This is a genomic window from Pseudomonas marincola, assembly GCF_900682675.2.
GTDB classification, from domain to species: domain Bacteria; phylum Pseudomonadota; class Gammaproteobacteria; order Pseudomonadales; family Pseudomonadaceae; genus Aquipseudomonas; species Aquipseudomonas marincola.
The window spans coordinates 1667505-1684685 of the sequence record NZ_LR215729.2 but is presented as its reverse complement, the minus strand read 5'-3'; the positions used below and the strand labels follow the sequence as shown (position 1 = coordinate 1684685).

Genomic DNA, 17181 nt, shown 5'->3' with positions numbered 1-17181 from the left:
GATACCTTTTTTGTTTTTGTTTTATGCAGCCGAGCACACAGAGCATGCCCTGACGCTGGTCCAGCTAAGAAGGTGTCGTGTTTGAGGAGCGCGATACGGGGCGCAGAACAGCGCCCCGTATCGAAGTGTTAACGCACGGCCACTTTGGCTTGTGACAATTGCGCGCATGGTTCGCGCTTAAGACTTACTTCATCGCACAGGCTCTGCACGAGCGCTGGAATCTCAGAGTGCGTGCTTACGCCGCCATAGAGATAGAAGTCCGGGCGCACCAACACAGCTTGCAGCTGGTTTTCTTCAAAGAACTGATGGTACTTACCCGAGACATCACGGCACGTCCCTGGCGCGCCATCTTTGCTCAAGCGCACGCTGCGCACACCCAACTGATTGAGTTCTCCCAGCAGCTTCTCATCAAGTGATTGCAGCGGGTCTTCACCAATACTGAGCAAGAAGAACCCACGACCGAATGCATCATCGAAGCGTTCAACTTTGTCGTTACGCTCGATAGCGCCGTGTATGCCCAGGCTACCCGATACGCCCGCTTTGGCCGTTTTGAATACCAGCCCCTGTTCAAGGCCAGGAAACGGCGGTAACGGCGGCACTTGGCCAGAGAGGAATTTAGCATCGCGCTCAGCTGCGGCTTGCGGATCTGCAACACAAACCACTTTGCCCATCGCCATTGAGGCCTCAATTACCGCTTGAATCTGAGGTTTACGCTCAGTGGTGTAATTGTTCAGCAACTCTTCTGAGCATATGCCCTTAAGAACCAAATCCAGGCGCCAAGACAAATTCCAGGCGTCTCGTATACCGGAGCACATGCCCTGCCCCATAAACGGAGGCATCAAATGCGCAGCATCACCGGCTAGCAAAATACGACCCTGCTGCCAGTGTTCAGCGATACGGGAGCGGAATTTATAAACAGCATGGCGCACCAGCGAGGCTGTTTCTGGTGTTACCCAGGGCGATAGCAGTTGCCAAACCTTCTCGGTGCTTTGCAGGTCTTCCACGCTCTCGTGCGGCAGACGCATGAACTCCCAGCGACGGTACCCAGGCCCACCAGGCACCATGGTTGTCGGCCGTGCCGGATTACACCACTGACCGATGTCAGGTACATCCAGTTCGACCCCAGCATTCGGTTGCAGGTCAACGACGAGCCAATCCTCATCAAAACCAAGGTCGTGCCACTCAATACCGCACTCACGGCGCACAATGCTGTTAGCCCCATCAGCGCCAATCACATATTTAGCCTGAACGGTACGCGTTTCACCCGCCCCGTCCCCTTCAACTTTGCGCATGTTCAGTTCGCAAGTTGCGTCATTCTGGCTTAGACCCAGAACCTCCCAGCCCTGGTGTACTTGCACATTACCAATGGCTTTTGCTTGGCGGTCGAGGATGGCCTCAAGTGAAGGCTGATTGAACAAGTAGCCAAAGGGACCATCGCTTATCGACTCAGCAGACCAGTCAATTTCAACCAGCACTTTCCAGTCAGCGTTGAACCACTGGTAACACGCCGACGGCTGCGATACTTTTTCCAGTTCGTTTTCCAAGCCCATCATCCGAAATACGCGGCGGATTTCGTGATCATGGAAGACAGCTCGCGGCAGCGGGTAAAGAGCTTGCCAACGTTCATACACGGCAACGTTGTAGCCCATGCGCCCCAGCAAAATAGCCAAGGTCTGGCCAACAGGTCCGTAGCCGACAATTGCAACGTCGAGAATTTTATTGTTGTTCATAGCAGTAACCTGAACCTCGTGTTTCAAAAGACAAGCCGATCCCGCTCACCTACAAGTAGGTGAATTTGTATGGATGATCTGCTCTGAAAAGACAAAAGCTATGCGCTTACGTCTCTTGGGCCTCAGTATTGAAGATGAAATACTCGGGCACTTCCGGCCCCCACAGGTAAAGCGAGTTTTCCGGCGGGAAATCACCTGTCGGCCACTCAATATCCGCTGCGATATAGTCCATTTCTGCAGAGTACTCGCAGAATGAGCCCCAGGGATCGCGGACATAGTGGAAGTAGTTTGAGCCTAGGCAGTGGCGCCCTGTGCCCCAGCCCTCGACGTAACCTGCCGTCGCCATCTGCGCAGCACCATTGCCAACCTGATCAATGTCTTCAACTTCCCATGCAGCATGGTGGAAGCCCTTGGCGCTGCTCTTACAAAATGCGACCAAGTGATGATCGCAACCATGACGAGCATGAGTGAAGGCAATAATGTCTTGCGAGTGGTCTGAGAGTTTCAGCCCTAGCGCTTGTTGATAAAACGCAACCGATGCAGACACATCAGGGCTGAACAGGAGCACATGGGACAAACGATTTGGACGCACTTGCGCCACCATGTCGCGAGTTCCGGCACCGCGTAATGCAGATGGATGGTTTGGGGTTCTGCTGCGCTGATCAGGCATGGTTTTTTCACCTGCCTTAACCTGCAGCAAGTTCCCGTCCGGGTCGCGAAACCAGAAACCAACGCCATCGCCTGGCTCGAATAGTGCACCAGCCGCTTCGACTTGCTGGCGCAGTATTGGGTAGTCCTCGTCGAAGCAATTGAAACTGATGTACGCCAAAGATTTACGCGTAGCCGGCAAGATTCTTGCCCACGTATGCCCATCTGCAGCGCGCAGTTCCAGGCCAGCAGAGGTCTCAAGGACATCTAGACCGAAAGCACCAAAGAACGTTTGTGCCTCAGACAACGAAGGCACAAACAAAGCGTAATGATCAATCGAATGCACGCCACGGGATGTGTGCGTCATGATCGCCTCCATTTTTTTGTAGTCGACGCCCCGGAGGGGAGCTTCGCTTTTTAGCTAACGAGGCCTCAGTCAGGCTTCATCAACTACCGAGTTGACCAGCTTGCCGATGCGTTCAATCGACACTTCAACCACGTCACCCGCTTTCAAGTAGACTTTCGGGTCCATACCAAAACCGACACCTGCAGGCGTACCGCTGACGATAACATCACCCGCTTCCAGCGTTATCGCTTCGCTCAGGGTGGAAATCACAGTTGCGACATCAAACAACATGTCGCTGGTATTGGCTGACTGCACGACCTTGCCGTTCACTCGGGTTTCCAACAGCAAACCTTTACCGCCGGCGGGCAGCTCATCGGCAGTAACGAGCTCGGGACCAAACGCAGCCGTATCGTCAAAATTCTTACCAACTGTCCACTGCGGGGACTTGAACTGGTATTCACGCACAGAACCTTCATTGAACACCGCATAGCCTGCAACGTGCTGCAGAGCATCTTCCTTGGCGATGTGACGGCCGCCACTCTTGAGAACCACAGCCATTTCGCCTTCGTAATCCAGAGTATCTGAGATACGTGGGCGCACCATCGGCTGGTTGTGAGCAATCAATCCAGAATTGAAGCGCGGGAATAATGTTGGGTAGTCAGGCTGAGCATACGGCGACTCTTTGGTGTGATCCGCATAGTTGAGGCCAACGCAAACAATTTTACCGGGCTTGCGCATTAGCGGCAGATAAGCATCTTCAGCAACCTCGACGACTGGGCCTACTGCCTCTGCACCATAGGTGCTGAGATCAACGCCACGCGCCAGCAAGGATTCCAGTGTTTCTTCACCAAGAATTTTTACGCCCTCGGGTGTGCTCACACCCAGAACAGCGCGGTCTTGATGGGTGAAATAAACATAACGCATGGAGCTGACCTCTTATTTTGTGTTTTGCCACGTCCGCCAGGCAGGACGGTTTGAAAACAAATTAGACCGGTAGAAATATATCGTCAACCACAAAATATATTTTTTTAAGATTTTAGATAAACTGCATACTGTGTATTATTCGGTCATACGCTCGCGCCACGGTTGTGAACATGGATCAAACTGCACATCGGTTAGCCCCCACAGAACTGTCAGACAAGCGCACCATGGCCTCCCAATTGGAAGCCATGGTGCGTCAGGACATCATCAACGGTCGTCTAGCCCCCGGAACACGCCTAAGGCTCAAAGAGCTAGCAGATTTCTATGGTGCAGGGGTTATTCCACTGCGTGAGGCGTTGTCACGTTTAGCGGCTACGGGATTCGTCTCTTCAGCCGATCAGAAAGGCTTCAGCGTGGGCCTGATTTCTGCAGTTGAACTGCGTGATATCACCAACACGCGCCTGCACATCGAATGCAAGGCACTCAGTGAGTCAATACAACGTGGAGACGTAGACTGGGAAAGCCGCATCATAGCCGCGCATCATCGGCTGGACCGTCTGCAAATAGTCGAAGGCCCCGATCGCCTGCTTGCCCCTGATTGGGAACTGGCCCACGATGCATTTCACTCCGCACTTATCAGTAGCTGTGGTTCACCTTGGCTGCTGCGCTTCACTCACACTTTACGAGATCAAACAGCGCGCTACCGGATGCTGTCCATGCACTACACCAAAAGCATGCATCGCGACGTACCTGGCGAACACAGAGCGCTACTAGAAGCGGCGCTGGCAAAAGACATTGACCGTGCATGCGAGATCCTCAGCGCCCACTACGAAACAACAGCCCAAAGCTTGCTGCAGCACGAGAGCCTCAATTCCAAGGGGTAATTCAGAGAGGGTTGTCTAGCGTCTGCTGGCAAATGGATCAAGCGACTCAATTGTCTTGTCACTTGCCAGGCAGAGCTATAGCAATAAAAGGATGAACCCGAGCCACACATAGCAAAGCATCAGGCTTGCAAGCGAGATGAAGAGAGTTAAACAACTATCTTCGACCCTCAAGGTTCGGGCTTTTCACGCAAATTGATTAGAAAGGCTGAGTTTGTCCTGAAGATTCACAGCGCATGCGATACTCCTGACTTATTGCAATGGCCGCTGTCTTTTACAGGTTTCACGGTCAGCTCAACTTCTTTTGAGTTGACCGTGCCGGTCTCGCGCAACAGAAAATGCGACAACGCGGGAATCAGAATCAGTGCACCGAGCATGTTCCACAGGAACATAAAGGTCAGAAGGATGCCCATGTCCGCCTGAAACTTGATCGGTGACCAAGCCCAACAGACCACGCCAGCGGCCAGCGTGATACCGACCAGGCCAACCACTCGCCCTGTAAACGACACCGCTTTACGGTATGCATCCGCTAGCGATAGCCCCTGACGTTGAAAGCTCAACTGCACGCTAAGCAGGTACAGCGCGTAGTCCACTCCGATGCCAACGCCCAGTGCGATCACGGGCAAGGTCGCCACTTTAACGCCGATCCCCATGCCAACCATCAAGGCTTCACACAGAATCGAGGTCAGCACCAACGGCAGCAAAGCCACTACTGTTGCGCGCCAACTGCGGAAGGTGATCAGGCAGAATATGGTTACGGCTGCGTATACATACAACAGCATGCTTCTATTGGCCTCGCGCACCACAATATTGGTGGCGGCTTCGATACCCGCGCTGCCAGCCGCCAACAAGAACTGACGATCCTCCGTGCTGTTCTCCTGCGCAAATTTACTGGCGATGGCCACCACGGCGTCCAACGTCTCGGCCTTGTGATCTTTGAGATAGGCAATCACGGGCATTAGCGAGCAATCTGTATTGAACAATTCGGGCGAGTTGACCGAGGCTTGCTGCGCTGCGTAATTGAGCACGTTCTGATTACGTTGAATACTATTGAGTTTGGGGTTGCCCTCGTACGTACCTGCCGTAATTTGACGCACCGCATTAACCAGCGATGAAGTTGCCTGAACACCGGGGTACTGCTGTAACTCCCAAGCCAGGCGATCGGCAAGTACCAGTGTCTGGTAGTTCAAACAGCCTTCAGGCGGGGTTTTGACCATCACCGCGAACAAGTCACTGGAAAGGGCATAGTGGCTGGTGATGTAGGCGTTATCCCGGTTGTAGCGCGAGTCCGCGCGTAACTCTGGCGCTCCGCTGTCGAGATCACCGATTTGCAATTGCAGGCTGATTACATAACCGCCTGCGCCCAACAGGGTTGCGACGAGTACAGCCCCTGTCGCCCACTTACGTGTGGTGAAGCGATCGAGCAAACTCCACAGCCTGCCAAAACCGTGATCCCCTGCTGACTGCATATCGATTTTCAAAGCACGCTCAGCCGCCTTGCTGCCGACGCCTACGTAAGACAACGCCACAGGCATGAGTAACAAGGAGGTGAAAATCAACACGGCAACACCGATGCTGGCGGTGATGGCGAGATCCTGAATCACCGGAATATCAATCAGCATCAACACCGCGAAGCCCACTGCATCGGCGAGTAATGCAGTAACTCCCGCAATAAACAGACGCCTAAAGGTGTAGCGTGCAGCGATCCATTTGTGCGTGCCTCGCGCAATGTCCTGCATGATGCCATTCATTTTTTGCGCAGAATGGGACACACCAATGGCGAATATGAGGAAGGGCACGAGCACAGAATAGGGATCAATGGCATAGCCCAGCCAGGCGACGATGCCTAACTGCCAGATCACAGCGATTAGCGAGCAGCCCACAACCAAAAAAGTGCTGCGCCAACAACGCGTGTAGAGGTAGATGATGAGCAGCGAGGTGAACACTGCCAAGCCGAAAAACATCATGACCTGAACTAAGCCATCGATCAGATCAGCCATTAGCTTGGCAAAGCCAATGACTCGAATTTTATACGGGCCATTGCCCTCCGCACCGGATTGATGCGCGGTGCTGTCGCCAGCAAACTCAATTTTTTTGCGCAACTGCTGCTCCAGCATGCGCGAGAACTGCTGGTAGTCGATAGCCTGCCCTGTCGCCGAAGCTTTATCCAGCAATGGCACAATCAGCATGCTGGATTTGAAGTCACTCGCCACCAAACTACCAACGATTCCGGCACGGCTAATATTACGCCGCAGTTGCTCCAGGTCCTCGGGGGTTCCTTTATAGGTGTCGGGCATCACCGGCCCGCCCTGAAAACCTTCCTCTGTTACTTCAGTCCAGCGAACTCCGGGGCTCCACAACGACTTCATCCACGCGCGGTCGACTCCATCGGTGAGAAATAACTGATCGTTAACCTGCTTGAGGACTTCAAGATACTCAGGGTCAAAGATATCGCCCTGGGTATTCTCGACCACCACCCGCACCGAGTTGCCCAGCCCGCGCAGTGACTGACGGTTATTCAAAAAGTTTTGAATATACGGCTGGCTTTGGGGAATCATCTTTTCAAAGCTGGGACGAATCTCAAGACGCGTGACCGCCATATACCCGAGCACCAACGTGACCAAGGTCATGAGCAGCATGAACAGAGGCCGATAGTTGAATACCCATCGTTCCAGCCTGTTTCCGGAGTGCTGATCGAAATCGCTTAAGTCACGAATCACCGGCATGAGGTCTTGCTTGATATTGCCCATGTCTGGGGTACTCACTCTTATTATTCGAGATCTTATTGCGCAGGCAGAGTCTGTGCGCCACGGTTGCCCACCACCACTAGCGATCCATCAGGCGCAATTGCGGCGCCAGCTACCGGGGACAAGGGCTGCTCGGCGAGCGGCTGTAGTTTTTCAGCGCCGGCTTGATCAATCAGCGCATCGCCGGCCTGCGAGAAAAATTCATACTGGCCCTGCGCATTGATAACGGCGGCGGTGATGCTGACCTGCGTGTTGCTCGGCACATCGCGCCACTGCTGGCCACCGTCAGTACTGCGCACTACGTTGCCACGCAGGCCGAAAGCCATGACGTCGCCGGGCTTGCCAATCACACCGAAAAAACTGCCTTGATACGGCGTCTGCAAGGCGTTGAAACGCTGCAAGGCCGCATCCCATTTGAGTAGTAAGCCCTGCTCGCCAGCGATATACAGCGCATCGCCAGTGGAGGCGATAGCGTTAAGGTGAAACCCTTGCGGGTTATCAGTACGGTCCTGAAACGGCGTCCAGTTTTGGCCACCATCTTCGGTGCGCAATATCAGGTTGAACACACCAACTGCATAGCCGAGTTTGTCGTCAGCGAACCAAACATCGAGAAACGGCTTGTCGGCGCCCTCCTCAACCAAACGCTCACCCTCGCTGATAAAGCCTGGCCAGCTTTCGTTGTCCGGCTGCGCGTGGGCAAGCGCTGAATAATATTTGACTACCAAGTCGCCGATTTGCCGTCCATCCAGCTGTTTGCTCCAGGTCGCTCCTGCGTCACTGCTGTGCAAGACAACACCATCGTTACCGACGGCCCAGCCCTGTTGAGGGGTCGGAAAATCTACGGCATTCAGATCACTACTGACAGGAACCTGTGCCTGCACCCAGTGCTTGCCTGCATCATCTGAATAAAGAATGTGCCCGCGCTGCCCCACCGCTACCATGCGTTCCCCCGCCCGTGTCACACCGAGCAAAGGGCTGCGCGTAGCCAGAGCCGTTGGTTTGGCAGGCATGTCCAGCACATCGACATAGCTGCTCGCCTGGGCTGCGCACGGCACTAATCCGCACGCTGCGCACAGAATTGCCAGCAGAGTGTTTTTCAAGGAATCCATACAGCACCCTTTGAGGGAGCGACGCAGAAATGCACTCAACGCGCACACCAGCATCGAAATCGCTTCGCCACGATGAGCGACCGTTATTGCGCTCATCGACCCGTCATGCTGCCGGGGCGGTGCCCCGGCCTTGAGTGGCTATTGCTTAGCGAATGCCCGCGCCCGCCAATGCATCCGGTGCCCACTGCACTTTCGACAAAGGCTCGCCGTACTTGATGCCGCCGTATGGCCCAACAACACCGTTGATGTTGTATGACCCACCGACCAGGTCATAAATAACGAAAGGTGAAGTATCAGGGGCTTGCTTGTCATAACTCTGAGTCAGAAAGGCAAACGAGCCGCGATAGAGTTTGCCGCTTGAGTCGTACTGATCAGAGGCCAGTGCGATCCAGCTGTCTTCATCTATGTAGAAGCGGCGCTTATGGTAGATGTGTCGGGCGCCCTCTTTAACAGTCCCTTCCACAACCCAGACACGGTGCTTCTCCCAGCGCACATAATCCGGTGCGAGATGATTAGGAGTTGTCAGCTGCTTGGCGTCCTGAGCGTAAGTCAACTTATAGGTGTTGTAAGGCACGATCATTTCCTGTTTGCCGATCAGCTTCCAGTCAAAGCGATCAAGCGCGCCATTGAACACAAATACGTCATCGTAAGTTCCTGCGCCGGCAGTACCCGGATTAGGCGTGTCGTAAGCAAGATTTGGTGCCAGCTTTACCCGACGCTGACCGGGCAAGTACTGCCAGGCTTTGCGCGGTTGCGCTAACGGGTTGGCAGAGTCCTTGAGCATGATTGCCTCACCGGCTCGGCGCGCAGGACCGGTGTAATACAGCTTCATCTGATAAAAAATATCATCGCCACGGATCGGTTTATCCATGTCTTCATAGATTGGATAGCTCATGTATGAACGCCCGGTTGTAGCAAGCGTTGCAACACCGGCCGAGTCCACATTCCATGAGTCGTACTTGGTGGAGAGACTGACGCCCAGGTAGCGCAGTAAGTGATTCCACATGGCTTCGCTGCCTGAACTCGGGATCGGAAACGGCACGCCCGGCAGCACGTTATCAATCGACAGCCCACCCTCTAATGACTTTGCACCTGTGGCGTTTTTCAGGGTGTTATCCACCACTTTTTCAGGCAAGGCCACGGTGCGGTGGCTCGGGTATACATTGACGCGGAAAGTCGGGAATCGCTTAGCCAACTCCACCGTGGTTGCCGTCAGCAAACTTGCATATTGATCAACATTTTTACTGTCGATCACCAGCAATGGTTTCTCGTCGACAAAAGGGTCCGGGCGCATGGTGTCACCCGCTTTAAAACTGGCAGGCGGGGTCGTCATACCCCCGGTATAGGCGGGTATGGAGCCATCTGCATTGCCCGCCATTTCAGCGCCGATCCCGGTAAGGCTGGTGCCCAGCTTCGCTGCGTCCTCGGCGGATACAGCCGCCTGAACTTGAGTAGTCATTAATGCCGCCACCGCAGCAGCCAGCAGGTTTTTAAGACATTTCATCTGAGTTCTCTCCGGTTATTTTTGTAATCTGAGCGTCAATCAGAAGGTGGTTTTGAACGAAGCCGTGACCATTCCCCGGTCCTTCAGCAAGGGGACCAAACCTGCCTGCGAAGTAATCTGTCCGGGAATGCACTGGTATTGGCCATTAGCGCCAGGCGTGTTGTTATCGAAGCCGGTTTCACAGGTATCGAATGGGCCGAAAGCATCCACATACTTCAGGTCAAACCGGTACTTCTGGTAGACGTCCGCCGAGATGCCGACGGAATAACTGCCGGCATCTTCGTTGCCGCCTAGCTGAATGGCAGAGTTGCCTTTGAGCCCCACGTTGTAGGCCATAGGCATGGACATATCGACACCCGGGAATACCTGATACCAGGTCGGGGTAAAGTTGGCTGCGATGGTGTATGCGTTGGTATCAACCTTGTCGACGCCCTGATAACTGGAGTCGCCCTTAAAGGTCTGCTGGCCTTTATCCACGCTGACTAAATGCGTCATTGCGCCTTCTACAGCGAGCGATGAAGCATCCCACAACGGGGTATCACCAAAGGTCGCCAAACCGTTAAGCACTACATGGAAAGTCTTGCCGCGCGCCAGCCCCGTTTCACCATTGTCCGGAACTGCCCCAATAAGGTTGGCGCCGTTAATCAGCCCTGCTTCTGCTGCTGCATTGAGCGAACCATTAATGGTGCTGAAGTTACTCACCAACGGCATGTTTTCACGGTAGTTCAGGTCGAGGCCGACACTGACAGGCCCCACGCTTTTCGAAAGACTCAGGCCATAGATGTCGATGTCATCGGCGTATGCGGTGAGATACTCAACACCTTCAAAGCCCGCAACTCCAGGCTTGTGCAAGTTCGGGGCATTGATCAGCACCGCCGGTAAAGTGTCCGACGTATTGCGGTAGTAAAAGCCTAAGGTTCCGTTCAGCCAGTCCGGACTCCACTTGGCCATTAAGCCGAAATCGCCCGAGTTGTGCGGTTTAACGTCGTGCCCTCGCGGCGCACCGTAGAAGGCACCAGCTCCGCCCAATAACGCCGGGACCGGCAGCCAGAACACATCAGCGCCTTCATCGAGCATGTCGTAAGCACCCATGTAGGTGCCTCCTTCGGGCAATCTGGAGTTCTGAAATTCCAGGAAGTATTGCGCGCCTAAGGTAAGTTCCGGGTTGACCGTGAATGACATCGATAGCTGATTGCGCGGTAGAAACAACTCTTTGGTTTCAGTGCCCGGCACGTTATACAGCTTGGCCAAGTCCAGAGCGGACTGACCGTAGTTAATCCCATTCGCTGCGTTGAATAAGGTCTCTCCCCAGTAGATGTTGTGTTTACCAAGCTTTGCGCTCAGCAAAGACTCATCACCAATCTCTGTGCTGTAAAACACAAAGGCATCGAGGATTTCACCTGAGGGACCATTGTAGTAACGGTCGGTATAGCGACTCAGGCCATGCTTGCGTGATCCATGGCCATTGAGCGAGTCACCGGCTTGAATAACACCACCAACAGGCCGGGCAGCAACCAGATTCCCGGCATTATCTCTATGGCCAGGGAACGGGTTGGAGTTTGAGCCGACGCTATCATAGGCATGGTCATACCAACTGGCGGCGCTGACCCGAAAGCCCATTCTGCGCTTGAAGACCACATCCAGCTCAGTCAGTAAATCGAGGCGTTCGGTCACAGCACTGCCGACGCTAAAGTTCTTGTCACCGTCGTTGAGATTGGAGGTGTTGGCGATCTTCGCGTTCTCACCCTCAACTCGCTGGCCATAACTGGCTTTGAGGGTGTTATCGAATCGTATAGTCCAGTCATCGCTGCCATTTTCGACTTCAAAAGCGTGAGCAGCGGGTAAGGCGGCGAGCATCACGGACGTGGCCAAGAAACTCTGCCGAAGGTATTTATTAGCGGCTGTATGTTTCACGATGTTGTCTCCGTTTTTTTGTTTTTGTTGTTTTTTGTGCGAACAACGCCCGCACCCGGCATTCGGGCGATGCGAGCTCTAAAGCGGTGTTTGTGCTACTGAGGCTTAGCCGTCCAACTGATTGATCAACGCATTAGCCTCAGGCCACTCGCCAAAACCGGCGGCTGGATTGAGATGGCCAACGGCACCGAGGTCCACCCGCTGGCTACCCCAGTCTTCAGCCATTTGGCCAGCGGCTTGCAGGCTGCAGAGTGGGTCATTACTGCTGACCGCTAAAATGGATGGGAATGGCAGAGGCTCTCGCGGTAATGGAATCCATCCGTTGGCTTTGAGGGTTTGCGCGGTTGGATAGCCTGGCGGCCATTCGGCCTCAAGATCAGGTGGCGCAACCAGCAGAGCACCCTTGATCGGACGTTGATTGAGCGCAGCCCAATGCACAGTCATCAGCACACCCGCGCTGTGAGCCACGATAATCACCGGCCCGTCAATCTGATCCAGCTCGCGTTGAATAGCCTCCAATCGTGCGACGAGGCTGAGCTTGTTGTCTTCCAAAGGAGGCACTGAGCGAACCCGTTCAAGCTTTTTCGCCAGCAAGGTTTGCCAGTGATCCGGCACCTCATCACGCAAGCCTGGAATAATCAAAACAGTGGTTTCACTCATCGCCACATCCGCCTTTGGATACGTCACCGATCGGTCCGCTGATATCTCGAACCCTGTAAGCAGACAGTAGATTTCGCCTAACCCTGGCGCTTCACATTTAGCGTCAGGCACTTTTCATTTGGTGACACATCACTCTGATGAATTGATTAAGTCATTCTGACTTTCCATCCAGCGACAAACTCTCTATAAATGGCGGACAAAAACGACACAGAGACCTTCTATGTCACTTGATTGAAGGTAGATAAGCCATGACCGCACTCTCTCGATCTGCCGTGCTCACCAACTACTTGGAAGTAGCCCGCCACCTGCAGCTCAACGTAAACACACTGCTGGCTGACGCCGGTTTGAGCGTTGCGATTCTCAGCGACCCCACACAGCAAATCTCGGTCAGTGCAGCTATCGACTTGCTGGAGCAGTCAGCCAAGCTGAGTAATTGTGAAACCTTCGGCCTGCGCATGGCCGAACTTCGTCAGTTATCCGACTTTGGTGAAGTGAGCCTGCTGCTCAGCCACCAGAAAAATCTTCGCGATGCGCTGCAGGTGATCGTGCAGTACCGTCATCTGCTCAATGACTCACTGGCGATCTTCATTGAAGAAACCGGGAAAACCGTGATTATCCGTGAGGAGTTGGTGACTGAGAGCGGTACGGACAACCGCCAAGCGATCGAGCTTGCCATCGGTATCATGCATCGTTTTTGCGCCGCGCTGCTGGGCGCTCACTGGCAACCGATGAACGTATGTTTCACCCATGAAGCACCAGCCGACCTCACGGTGCATCGGCGGATTTTCGGCTGCAAGATTGAATTCGGGTGCGAGTTTAATGGCATCGTTTGCCCATCGGCCAATCTTGACACCACCAACCCTCTCGCCAACGAAGCGATGGCCCGCCACGCTCAACGCTACCTTGACTCATTGCAAGGCAAGGTCGACCACTCGCTGGCATTCGACGTGCGCAAATCCATCTACCTTTTGCTGCCAATGGGGCGCGCGACCATTGAGCAAATTGCTCAAAGCCAGGGCATGAACGTGCGCACTTTGCAGCGGCGCCTGGACGAAGAAGGAGCCAGTTTCAGCGATTTAATTAATGGGGTTCGCCGCGATCTGGTGATTCGCTACCTGGAAAACCCTTACTACTCACTGGGGCAAATCACCGACATACTGGGCTACTCAATGCCCAGCTCCTTCACGCGCTGGTTTATTTCCCAATTCGGCATGCCTCCAGCCTCTTGGCGTAAAGCGCATAATATTGTACCGCGTAAGGAAGGCTAAACACCCAGCCTTCTCCCTGCGATTTGTACTTGCCGGGTGCGTAAAAAGCGTAAACCGCTGGGGGCGTTATTCGACTGAATTTGCCCCCACTCCATCCCCACGCAAATCACTACATTTCTACAAGCCCCAATGCATCAACAGCAAGACCAGAGCTACTAGGAATACCGTCTCCCCAACCATCAGCAGAATGGGTTTCAGACCTACTGCAGCCAGCTCCTTGAGCTGAGTCTTCATCCCCAGCGCGCTGATTGCGACGACCAAGCACCAGCGTGACAGATCATTGGTGAAACCCTGAATCGCCGGGGCAACCCATCCTGTGCTGTTTACACATGCAAGAATCAAAAAGCCCACCGCAAACCATGGTAATAGTGGCGGTCGTTTGCCTGCAGGATCAGCCCCTTGCATGCGGGTGATCATCGCGGCGCAGACGATGACGGGAAGTAACATGGCCACGCGCATTAACTTGACGACCGTGGCGGTATCACCGGTTTCGGTCGACATGCTGTAACCCGCCCCGACGACCTGCGCAACATCATGAATGGTGGCGCCCAAAAATACGCCAGCCTGTTCAGGCGAGAGCCCAAGGCCATTAGCAATCATCGGATAGATGATCATCGCCAGCGTCGAGAGCGCTGAGACACCAATCACCGTGAATAAGGTCGCACGTTCCTTCTGCGGATGATTTGGCAACGCAGCCGCCAGCGCCAAAGCTGCAGAAGCCCCGCAAATCGCCGTAGCGCCACCGGTTAGCATGCCAAACAAACGCTGAAACCCCATGAGTTTGGCGGCTACCACTGACACCAGAATTGTCACCACAACCAGTGTCACCACCAGCGCCACTGGTTTCCAGCCGAGCGCGGCAATTTGCTCTAAGGTAATGCGCATCCCCAACAGAGCAACACCTATGCGCAACACGGTGCGCGCGGTGAACTCAATGCCCAACTTGCAGCTGCTATCAGCTGCAAGAAAATTAAGGGCCATGCCGAGTAACAAGGCAAACAACATCACGGGCGCGTCGTAGTGCTCCGAGAGAAAGCTGGCAGCGGCGGCGACAATCAGGCTGACAATAAAGCCGGGCAGCAGTTCGCGAGCGCGAGAATGCACAGAGACCAAAGCGAAGGTACTCATACCGCACATTCCTCAGCATCAACGATGATGAAAACTTGGTCGTCTTCTATCTCGACCGGGTAGTTGGCCACTTTGAAGCTGGTCGAGTTGACTAAATAGCCACTCGCAACATCGAAACGTAAACCATGTGCGCAGCACTGAATCACCCGGCCTTCCAGGCGCCCGCCACACAATGAAGCGCCCTGATGCGGGCAACTGTCATCGATTGCATAAAGCTGCCCCTCAATATTGAATACAGCCAGGCTTTTATCTGCTGATCTCAACAACGTGCGCATTCCCAGCGCTGGAACTTTGCCTTTCGGCACTGCAATACGCTGACTCACGCCTGCTGCCCCCCGACCGTAACGTGATCAAGCGCTTCATGCATCGCCTGCAACAACACACTGGCAGGCTGAGCACCGCTCACTAAATACTGATGATTGAAGACAAAGTGAGGCACACCGTTGCTGCCCCTGTTATTCGCCTCTACCGGTTGCGTGCTACCCGCAATGTATTCATCCAAAGTTGCTTTCGAGAAGCCGCATTGCTCAGCGATTGCCAACAGCGTGGTGCGCTCACCGATATCCTCTCCCCGCACAAAATAGGCAGCGAACAGGCGTTCCAATAAAGCGTCACGCTGCGCCACAGTCCCCAAACTTGCAGCGCGCTCAAATAAGCGATGCGCCAGGCCTGTGTTGGGCATTTTTTCAATGCGGCTCAAATCAATCTGCAAATCGACGGCTGCAGCGCTTTGCTCAACCTGTGCCTGACGCATGCGGACCGCTTCGGCACTGCCAAGACGCTGAAGATAAAACGCGGCAAAGGGCACGCCGTTTTCGGGCAGATGGGGAAGCAACTGCACGCCGTGCCAGCTCAATTCGACCTCAACATCAGGGCGGCTGGCAGCCAACTGAGCCAATGCCCGCGCTAGTTGACGCTTGCCAATCAAACACCACGGACACACAAAATCGAAAAATGCATCAATCTGTAAAACAGCTGTCACGACATCACCCCAACCGACTTTTTAAGGCACGCCTCAGACGACTCGTCACCTTTGGGGCGCGCGATGTCGGCGATGTAATGGCGCTTGATATAGATGAACACCGCCGCAGAGCCAATGCTTATCAGCGGTACTAATTGAAATGCCTCGTGCAGACCGATGAGGTCGGATACGCGCCCGGTGATGAACGGCCCTGGCGCGAGCCCAAGCATGTTATTAACCAGGGTCAACGTAGCAAACGCCGTACCGTGCACTTTGTAGTGGGTCAAATTCGCCACCATCGCGCCTGTGGTGCCGTTGGTGCCTGCGGCGATCAGCATTCCCAGAGCAATCAGGATCACCTGCAACGGCCCCGCCGTAAGCGCGAACGCCAGCGAAAGCAGCAGGCAACTACCCAGACAGTAGGCAATCGAAAGGTCAACTTTACGGATCTGCGAATGGCGACACAGCCGATCACTGAGCATGCCACAACACACTGTGCCAGCCCCGCAGCACAGCACAATCAAAGCGGCGAGCCCGCCAGCCTTACCCTCGTCCATCGCGTAGTAACGATTGAAATAACTCGGCAGCCACACAAGCACCGTACCCACCACAAATAGCTGCAGGCCGCTGCCCACATAGGCGCCTATAACTGAGCGCGTGCAGTAAAGCGTGCGCAATGGACGACTGATTGCCGCCTTACTCTTTTGGCTGATAGCGCCAAGACGCTTGGGGGCGATACGCGATTCTCTGACGATGATCGGATACAGCACCGCCAGCACCAATCCAAACAACGCCATGCTCGCGAATGACCAACGCCAGCCCAACTTCACCGCAATAGCCCCGCCGAGAGCCATGCCTAAAACTGAACCGAACAAGCCACCCGCCATAAAGGCGCTGGCAAGGGTTGCGCGCATGCTTTTAGGAAAGACCGACATCACCACGGCAATACCCACGCTGCCATAGGCGGCCTCGCCAAGCCCCACCATAAAGCGCGCTATCAACATGTGTTGGTAGTTCTGCGCCAGCGCGCATCCCAACGTTGCGAGGCTCCACAGCAACGCCATCAACGCAAGGCTTCTGACACGGCCGAAACGGTCGGCTAGCAACGACAATGGAAAGGTCAGCAACCCGACCATCAAGGCAACAATGCCGCTGAGTAATCCGAGCTGACTGTCACTCAGCAGCCACTCACTCTTAAGCACCGGGAACACGGCATTAAGCACCTGCCGCGACATGTAATCTGAAATCAACAAGCCAAAGGTCAAAGCGAAAACGATCCACGCGTACCGACGCGGGATACCTATAGACGTATCCTCTTCATCGTCCACAGCGCTGTGGTGAAAGGCCATGATGCCTCCTGGGTG

At 54.4% G+C, this 17181-nt stretch carries 14 protein-coding genes; 2 read left to right on the top strand and 12 right to left on the bottom strand.

Annotated elements, in window-relative coordinates; all coding sequences use genetic code 11:
- Positions 1-128: 128 nt before the first annotated feature.
- From mhpA to PMYSY11_RS07940, 3 genes are all read right to left on the bottom strand, one after another.
- On the bottom strand, positions 129-1730 hold the full coding sequence (gene mhpA / locus PMYSY11_RS07950; protein ID WP_150548829.1) for a bifunctional 3-(3-hydroxy-phenyl)propionate/3-hydroxycinnamic acid hydroxylase MhpA: 1602 nt from the start codon (positions 1728-1730) through the stop codon (positions 129-131).
- A gap of 106 nt (positions 1731-1836) precedes the next feature.
- The gene (locus tag PMYSY11_RS07945; protein ID WP_150548828.1) at positions 1837-2745 is read right to left on the bottom strand and encodes a VOC family protein; all 909 of its coding nucleotides are present in this window, start codon (positions 2743-2745) and stop codon (positions 1837-1839) included.
- Positions 2746-2814: 69 nt separating this feature from the next.
- On the bottom strand, positions 2815-3648 hold the full coding sequence (locus PMYSY11_RS07940) for a fumarylacetoacetate hydrolase family protein (RefSeq protein ID WP_150548827.1): 834 nt from the start codon (positions 3646-3648) through the stop codon (positions 2815-2817).
- A 170-nt stretch (positions 3649-3818) separates the two neighbouring features.
- Here PMYSY11_RS07940 and PMYSY11_RS07935 point away from each other — a divergent pair, with 170 nt between their 5' ends.
- Positions 3819-4529 carry a GntR family transcriptional regulator gene (locus PMYSY11_RS07935; protein WP_239655550.1) on the top strand — a complete coding sequence of 237 codons (711 nt, stop codon included), beginning with the start codon at positions 3819-3821 and terminating at the stop codon, positions 4527-4529.
- A 224-nt stretch (positions 4530-4753) separates the two neighbouring features.
- Here PMYSY11_RS07935 and PMYSY11_RS07930 read toward each other — a convergent pair whose 3' ends face one another.
- The 5 genes from PMYSY11_RS07930 to PMYSY11_RS07910 all read right to left on the bottom strand — a co-directional run bounded on the left by PMYSY11_RS07930 (position 4754) and on the right by PMYSY11_RS07910 (position 12460).
- A complete protein-coding gene (locus PMYSY11_RS07930) occupies positions 4754-7276 on the bottom strand; it encodes an efflux RND transporter permease subunit (protein WP_150549677.1) in 2523 nt (840 codons plus the stop codon).
- Between the two features lie 32 nt (positions 7277-7308).
- Entirely contained in the window at positions 7309-8382 is a 1074-nt protein-coding gene (locus PMYSY11_RS07925; protein WP_150548826.1) for a WD40/YVTN/BNR-like repeat-containing protein, read from the bottom strand.
- A 145-nt stretch (positions 8383-8527) separates the two neighbouring features.
- On the bottom strand, positions 8528-9886 hold the full coding sequence (locus PMYSY11_RS07920) for a DUF1329 domain-containing protein (protein ID WP_150548825.1): 1359 nt from the start codon (positions 9884-9886) through the stop codon (positions 8528-8530).
- Positions 9887-9925: 39 nt separating this feature from the next.
- Positions 9926-11758, bottom strand: a complete 1833-nt coding sequence (locus PMYSY11_RS07915) for a DUF1302 domain-containing protein (RefSeq protein ID WP_338051126.1) — start codon at positions 11756-11758, stop codon at positions 9926-9928.
- Positions 11759-11905: 147 nt separating this feature from the next.
- Positions 11906-12460 (bottom strand): RBBP9/YdeN family alpha/beta hydrolase, encoded by a 555-nt coding sequence (locus tag PMYSY11_RS07910; RefSeq protein WP_150548824.1) that lies wholly within the window; start codon positions 12458-12460, stop codon positions 11906-11908.
- 248 nt (positions 12461-12708) lie between these two features.
- On the opposite strand from PMYSY11_RS07910, the gene PMYSY11_RS07905 reads away from it, so the two are divergent.
- A complete protein-coding gene (locus PMYSY11_RS07905; RefSeq protein ID WP_150548823.1) occupies positions 12709-13728 on the top strand; it encodes an AraC family transcriptional regulator in 1020 nt (339 codons plus the stop codon).
- Positions 13729-13845: 117 nt separating this feature from the next.
- Here PMYSY11_RS07905 and PMYSY11_RS07900 read toward each other — a convergent pair whose 3' ends face one another.
- Genes PMYSY11_RS07900 through PMYSY11_RS07885 form a run of 4 tightly spaced genes read right to left on the bottom strand, consistent with a single transcriptional unit; the run spans position 13846 to position 17166 of the window.
- On the bottom strand, positions 13846-14856 hold the full coding sequence (locus PMYSY11_RS07900; protein ID WP_150548822.1) for a YeiH family protein: 1011 nt from the start codon (positions 14854-14856) through the stop codon (positions 13846-13848).
- Positions 14853-15179, bottom strand: coding sequence for a Rieske (2Fe-2S) protein (locus PMYSY11_RS07895; protein WP_150548821.1), 327 nt, complete (start codon positions 15177-15179; stop codon positions 14853-14855). Before PMYSY11_RS07895 ends, PMYSY11_RS07900 begins: the two co-directional genes overlap by 4 nt.
- Positions 15176-15838, bottom strand: a complete 663-nt coding sequence (locus tag PMYSY11_RS07890) for a DsbA family oxidoreductase (protein ID WP_090510795.1) — start codon at positions 15836-15838, stop codon at positions 15176-15178. Before PMYSY11_RS07890 ends, PMYSY11_RS07895 begins: the two co-directional genes overlap by 4 nt.
- Entirely contained in the window at positions 15835-17166 is a 1332-nt protein-coding gene (locus PMYSY11_RS07885; protein WP_090510799.1) for an MFS transporter, read from the bottom strand. Before PMYSY11_RS07885 ends, PMYSY11_RS07890 begins: the two co-directional genes overlap by 4 nt.
- Positions 17167-17181 lie beyond the last annotated feature (15 nt).

Coding starts and splice junctions, on each gene's coding strand:
- PMYSY11_RS07930 (WP_150549677.1), bottom strand. CDS start 7,276: ATGGGCAATATCAAGCAAGACCTCATGCCGGTGATTCGTGACTTAAGC.
- PMYSY11_RS07945 (WP_150548828.1), bottom strand. CDS start 2,745: ATGACGCACACATCCCGTGGCGTGCATTCGATTGATCATTACGCTTTG.
- PMYSY11_RS07885 (WP_090510799.1), bottom strand. CDS start 17,166: ATGGCCTTTCACCACAGCGCTGTGGACGATGAAGAGGATACGTCTATA.
- PMYSY11_RS07935 (WP_239655550.1), top strand. CDS start 3,819: ATGGATCAAACTGCACATCGGTTAGCCCCCACAGAACTGTCAGACAAG.
- PMYSY11_RS07940 (WP_150548827.1), bottom strand. CDS start 3,648: ATGCGTTATGTTTATTTCACCCATCAAGACCGCGCTGTTCTGGGTGTG.
- mhpA (WP_150548829.1), bottom strand. CDS start 1,730: ATGAACAACAATAAAATTCTCGACGTTGCAATTGTCGGCTACGGACCT.
- PMYSY11_RS07925 (WP_150548826.1), bottom strand. CDS start 8,382: ATGGATTCCTTGAAAAACACTCTGCTGGCAATTCTGTGCGCAGCGTGC.
- PMYSY11_RS07910 (WP_150548824.1), bottom strand. CDS start 12,460: ATGAGTGAAACCACTGTTTTGATTATTCCAGGCTTGCGTGATGAGGTG.
- PMYSY11_RS07905 (WP_150548823.1), top strand. CDS start 12,709: ATGACCGCACTCTCTCGATCTGCCGTGCTCACCAACTACTTGGAAGTA.
- PMYSY11_RS07920 (WP_150548825.1), bottom strand. CDS start 9,886: ATGAAATGTCTTAAAAACCTGCTGGCTGCTGCGGTGGCGGCATTAATG.
- PMYSY11_RS07900 (WP_150548822.1), bottom strand. CDS start 14,856: ATGAGTACCTTCGCTTTGGTCTCTGTGCATTCTCGCGCTCGCGAACTG.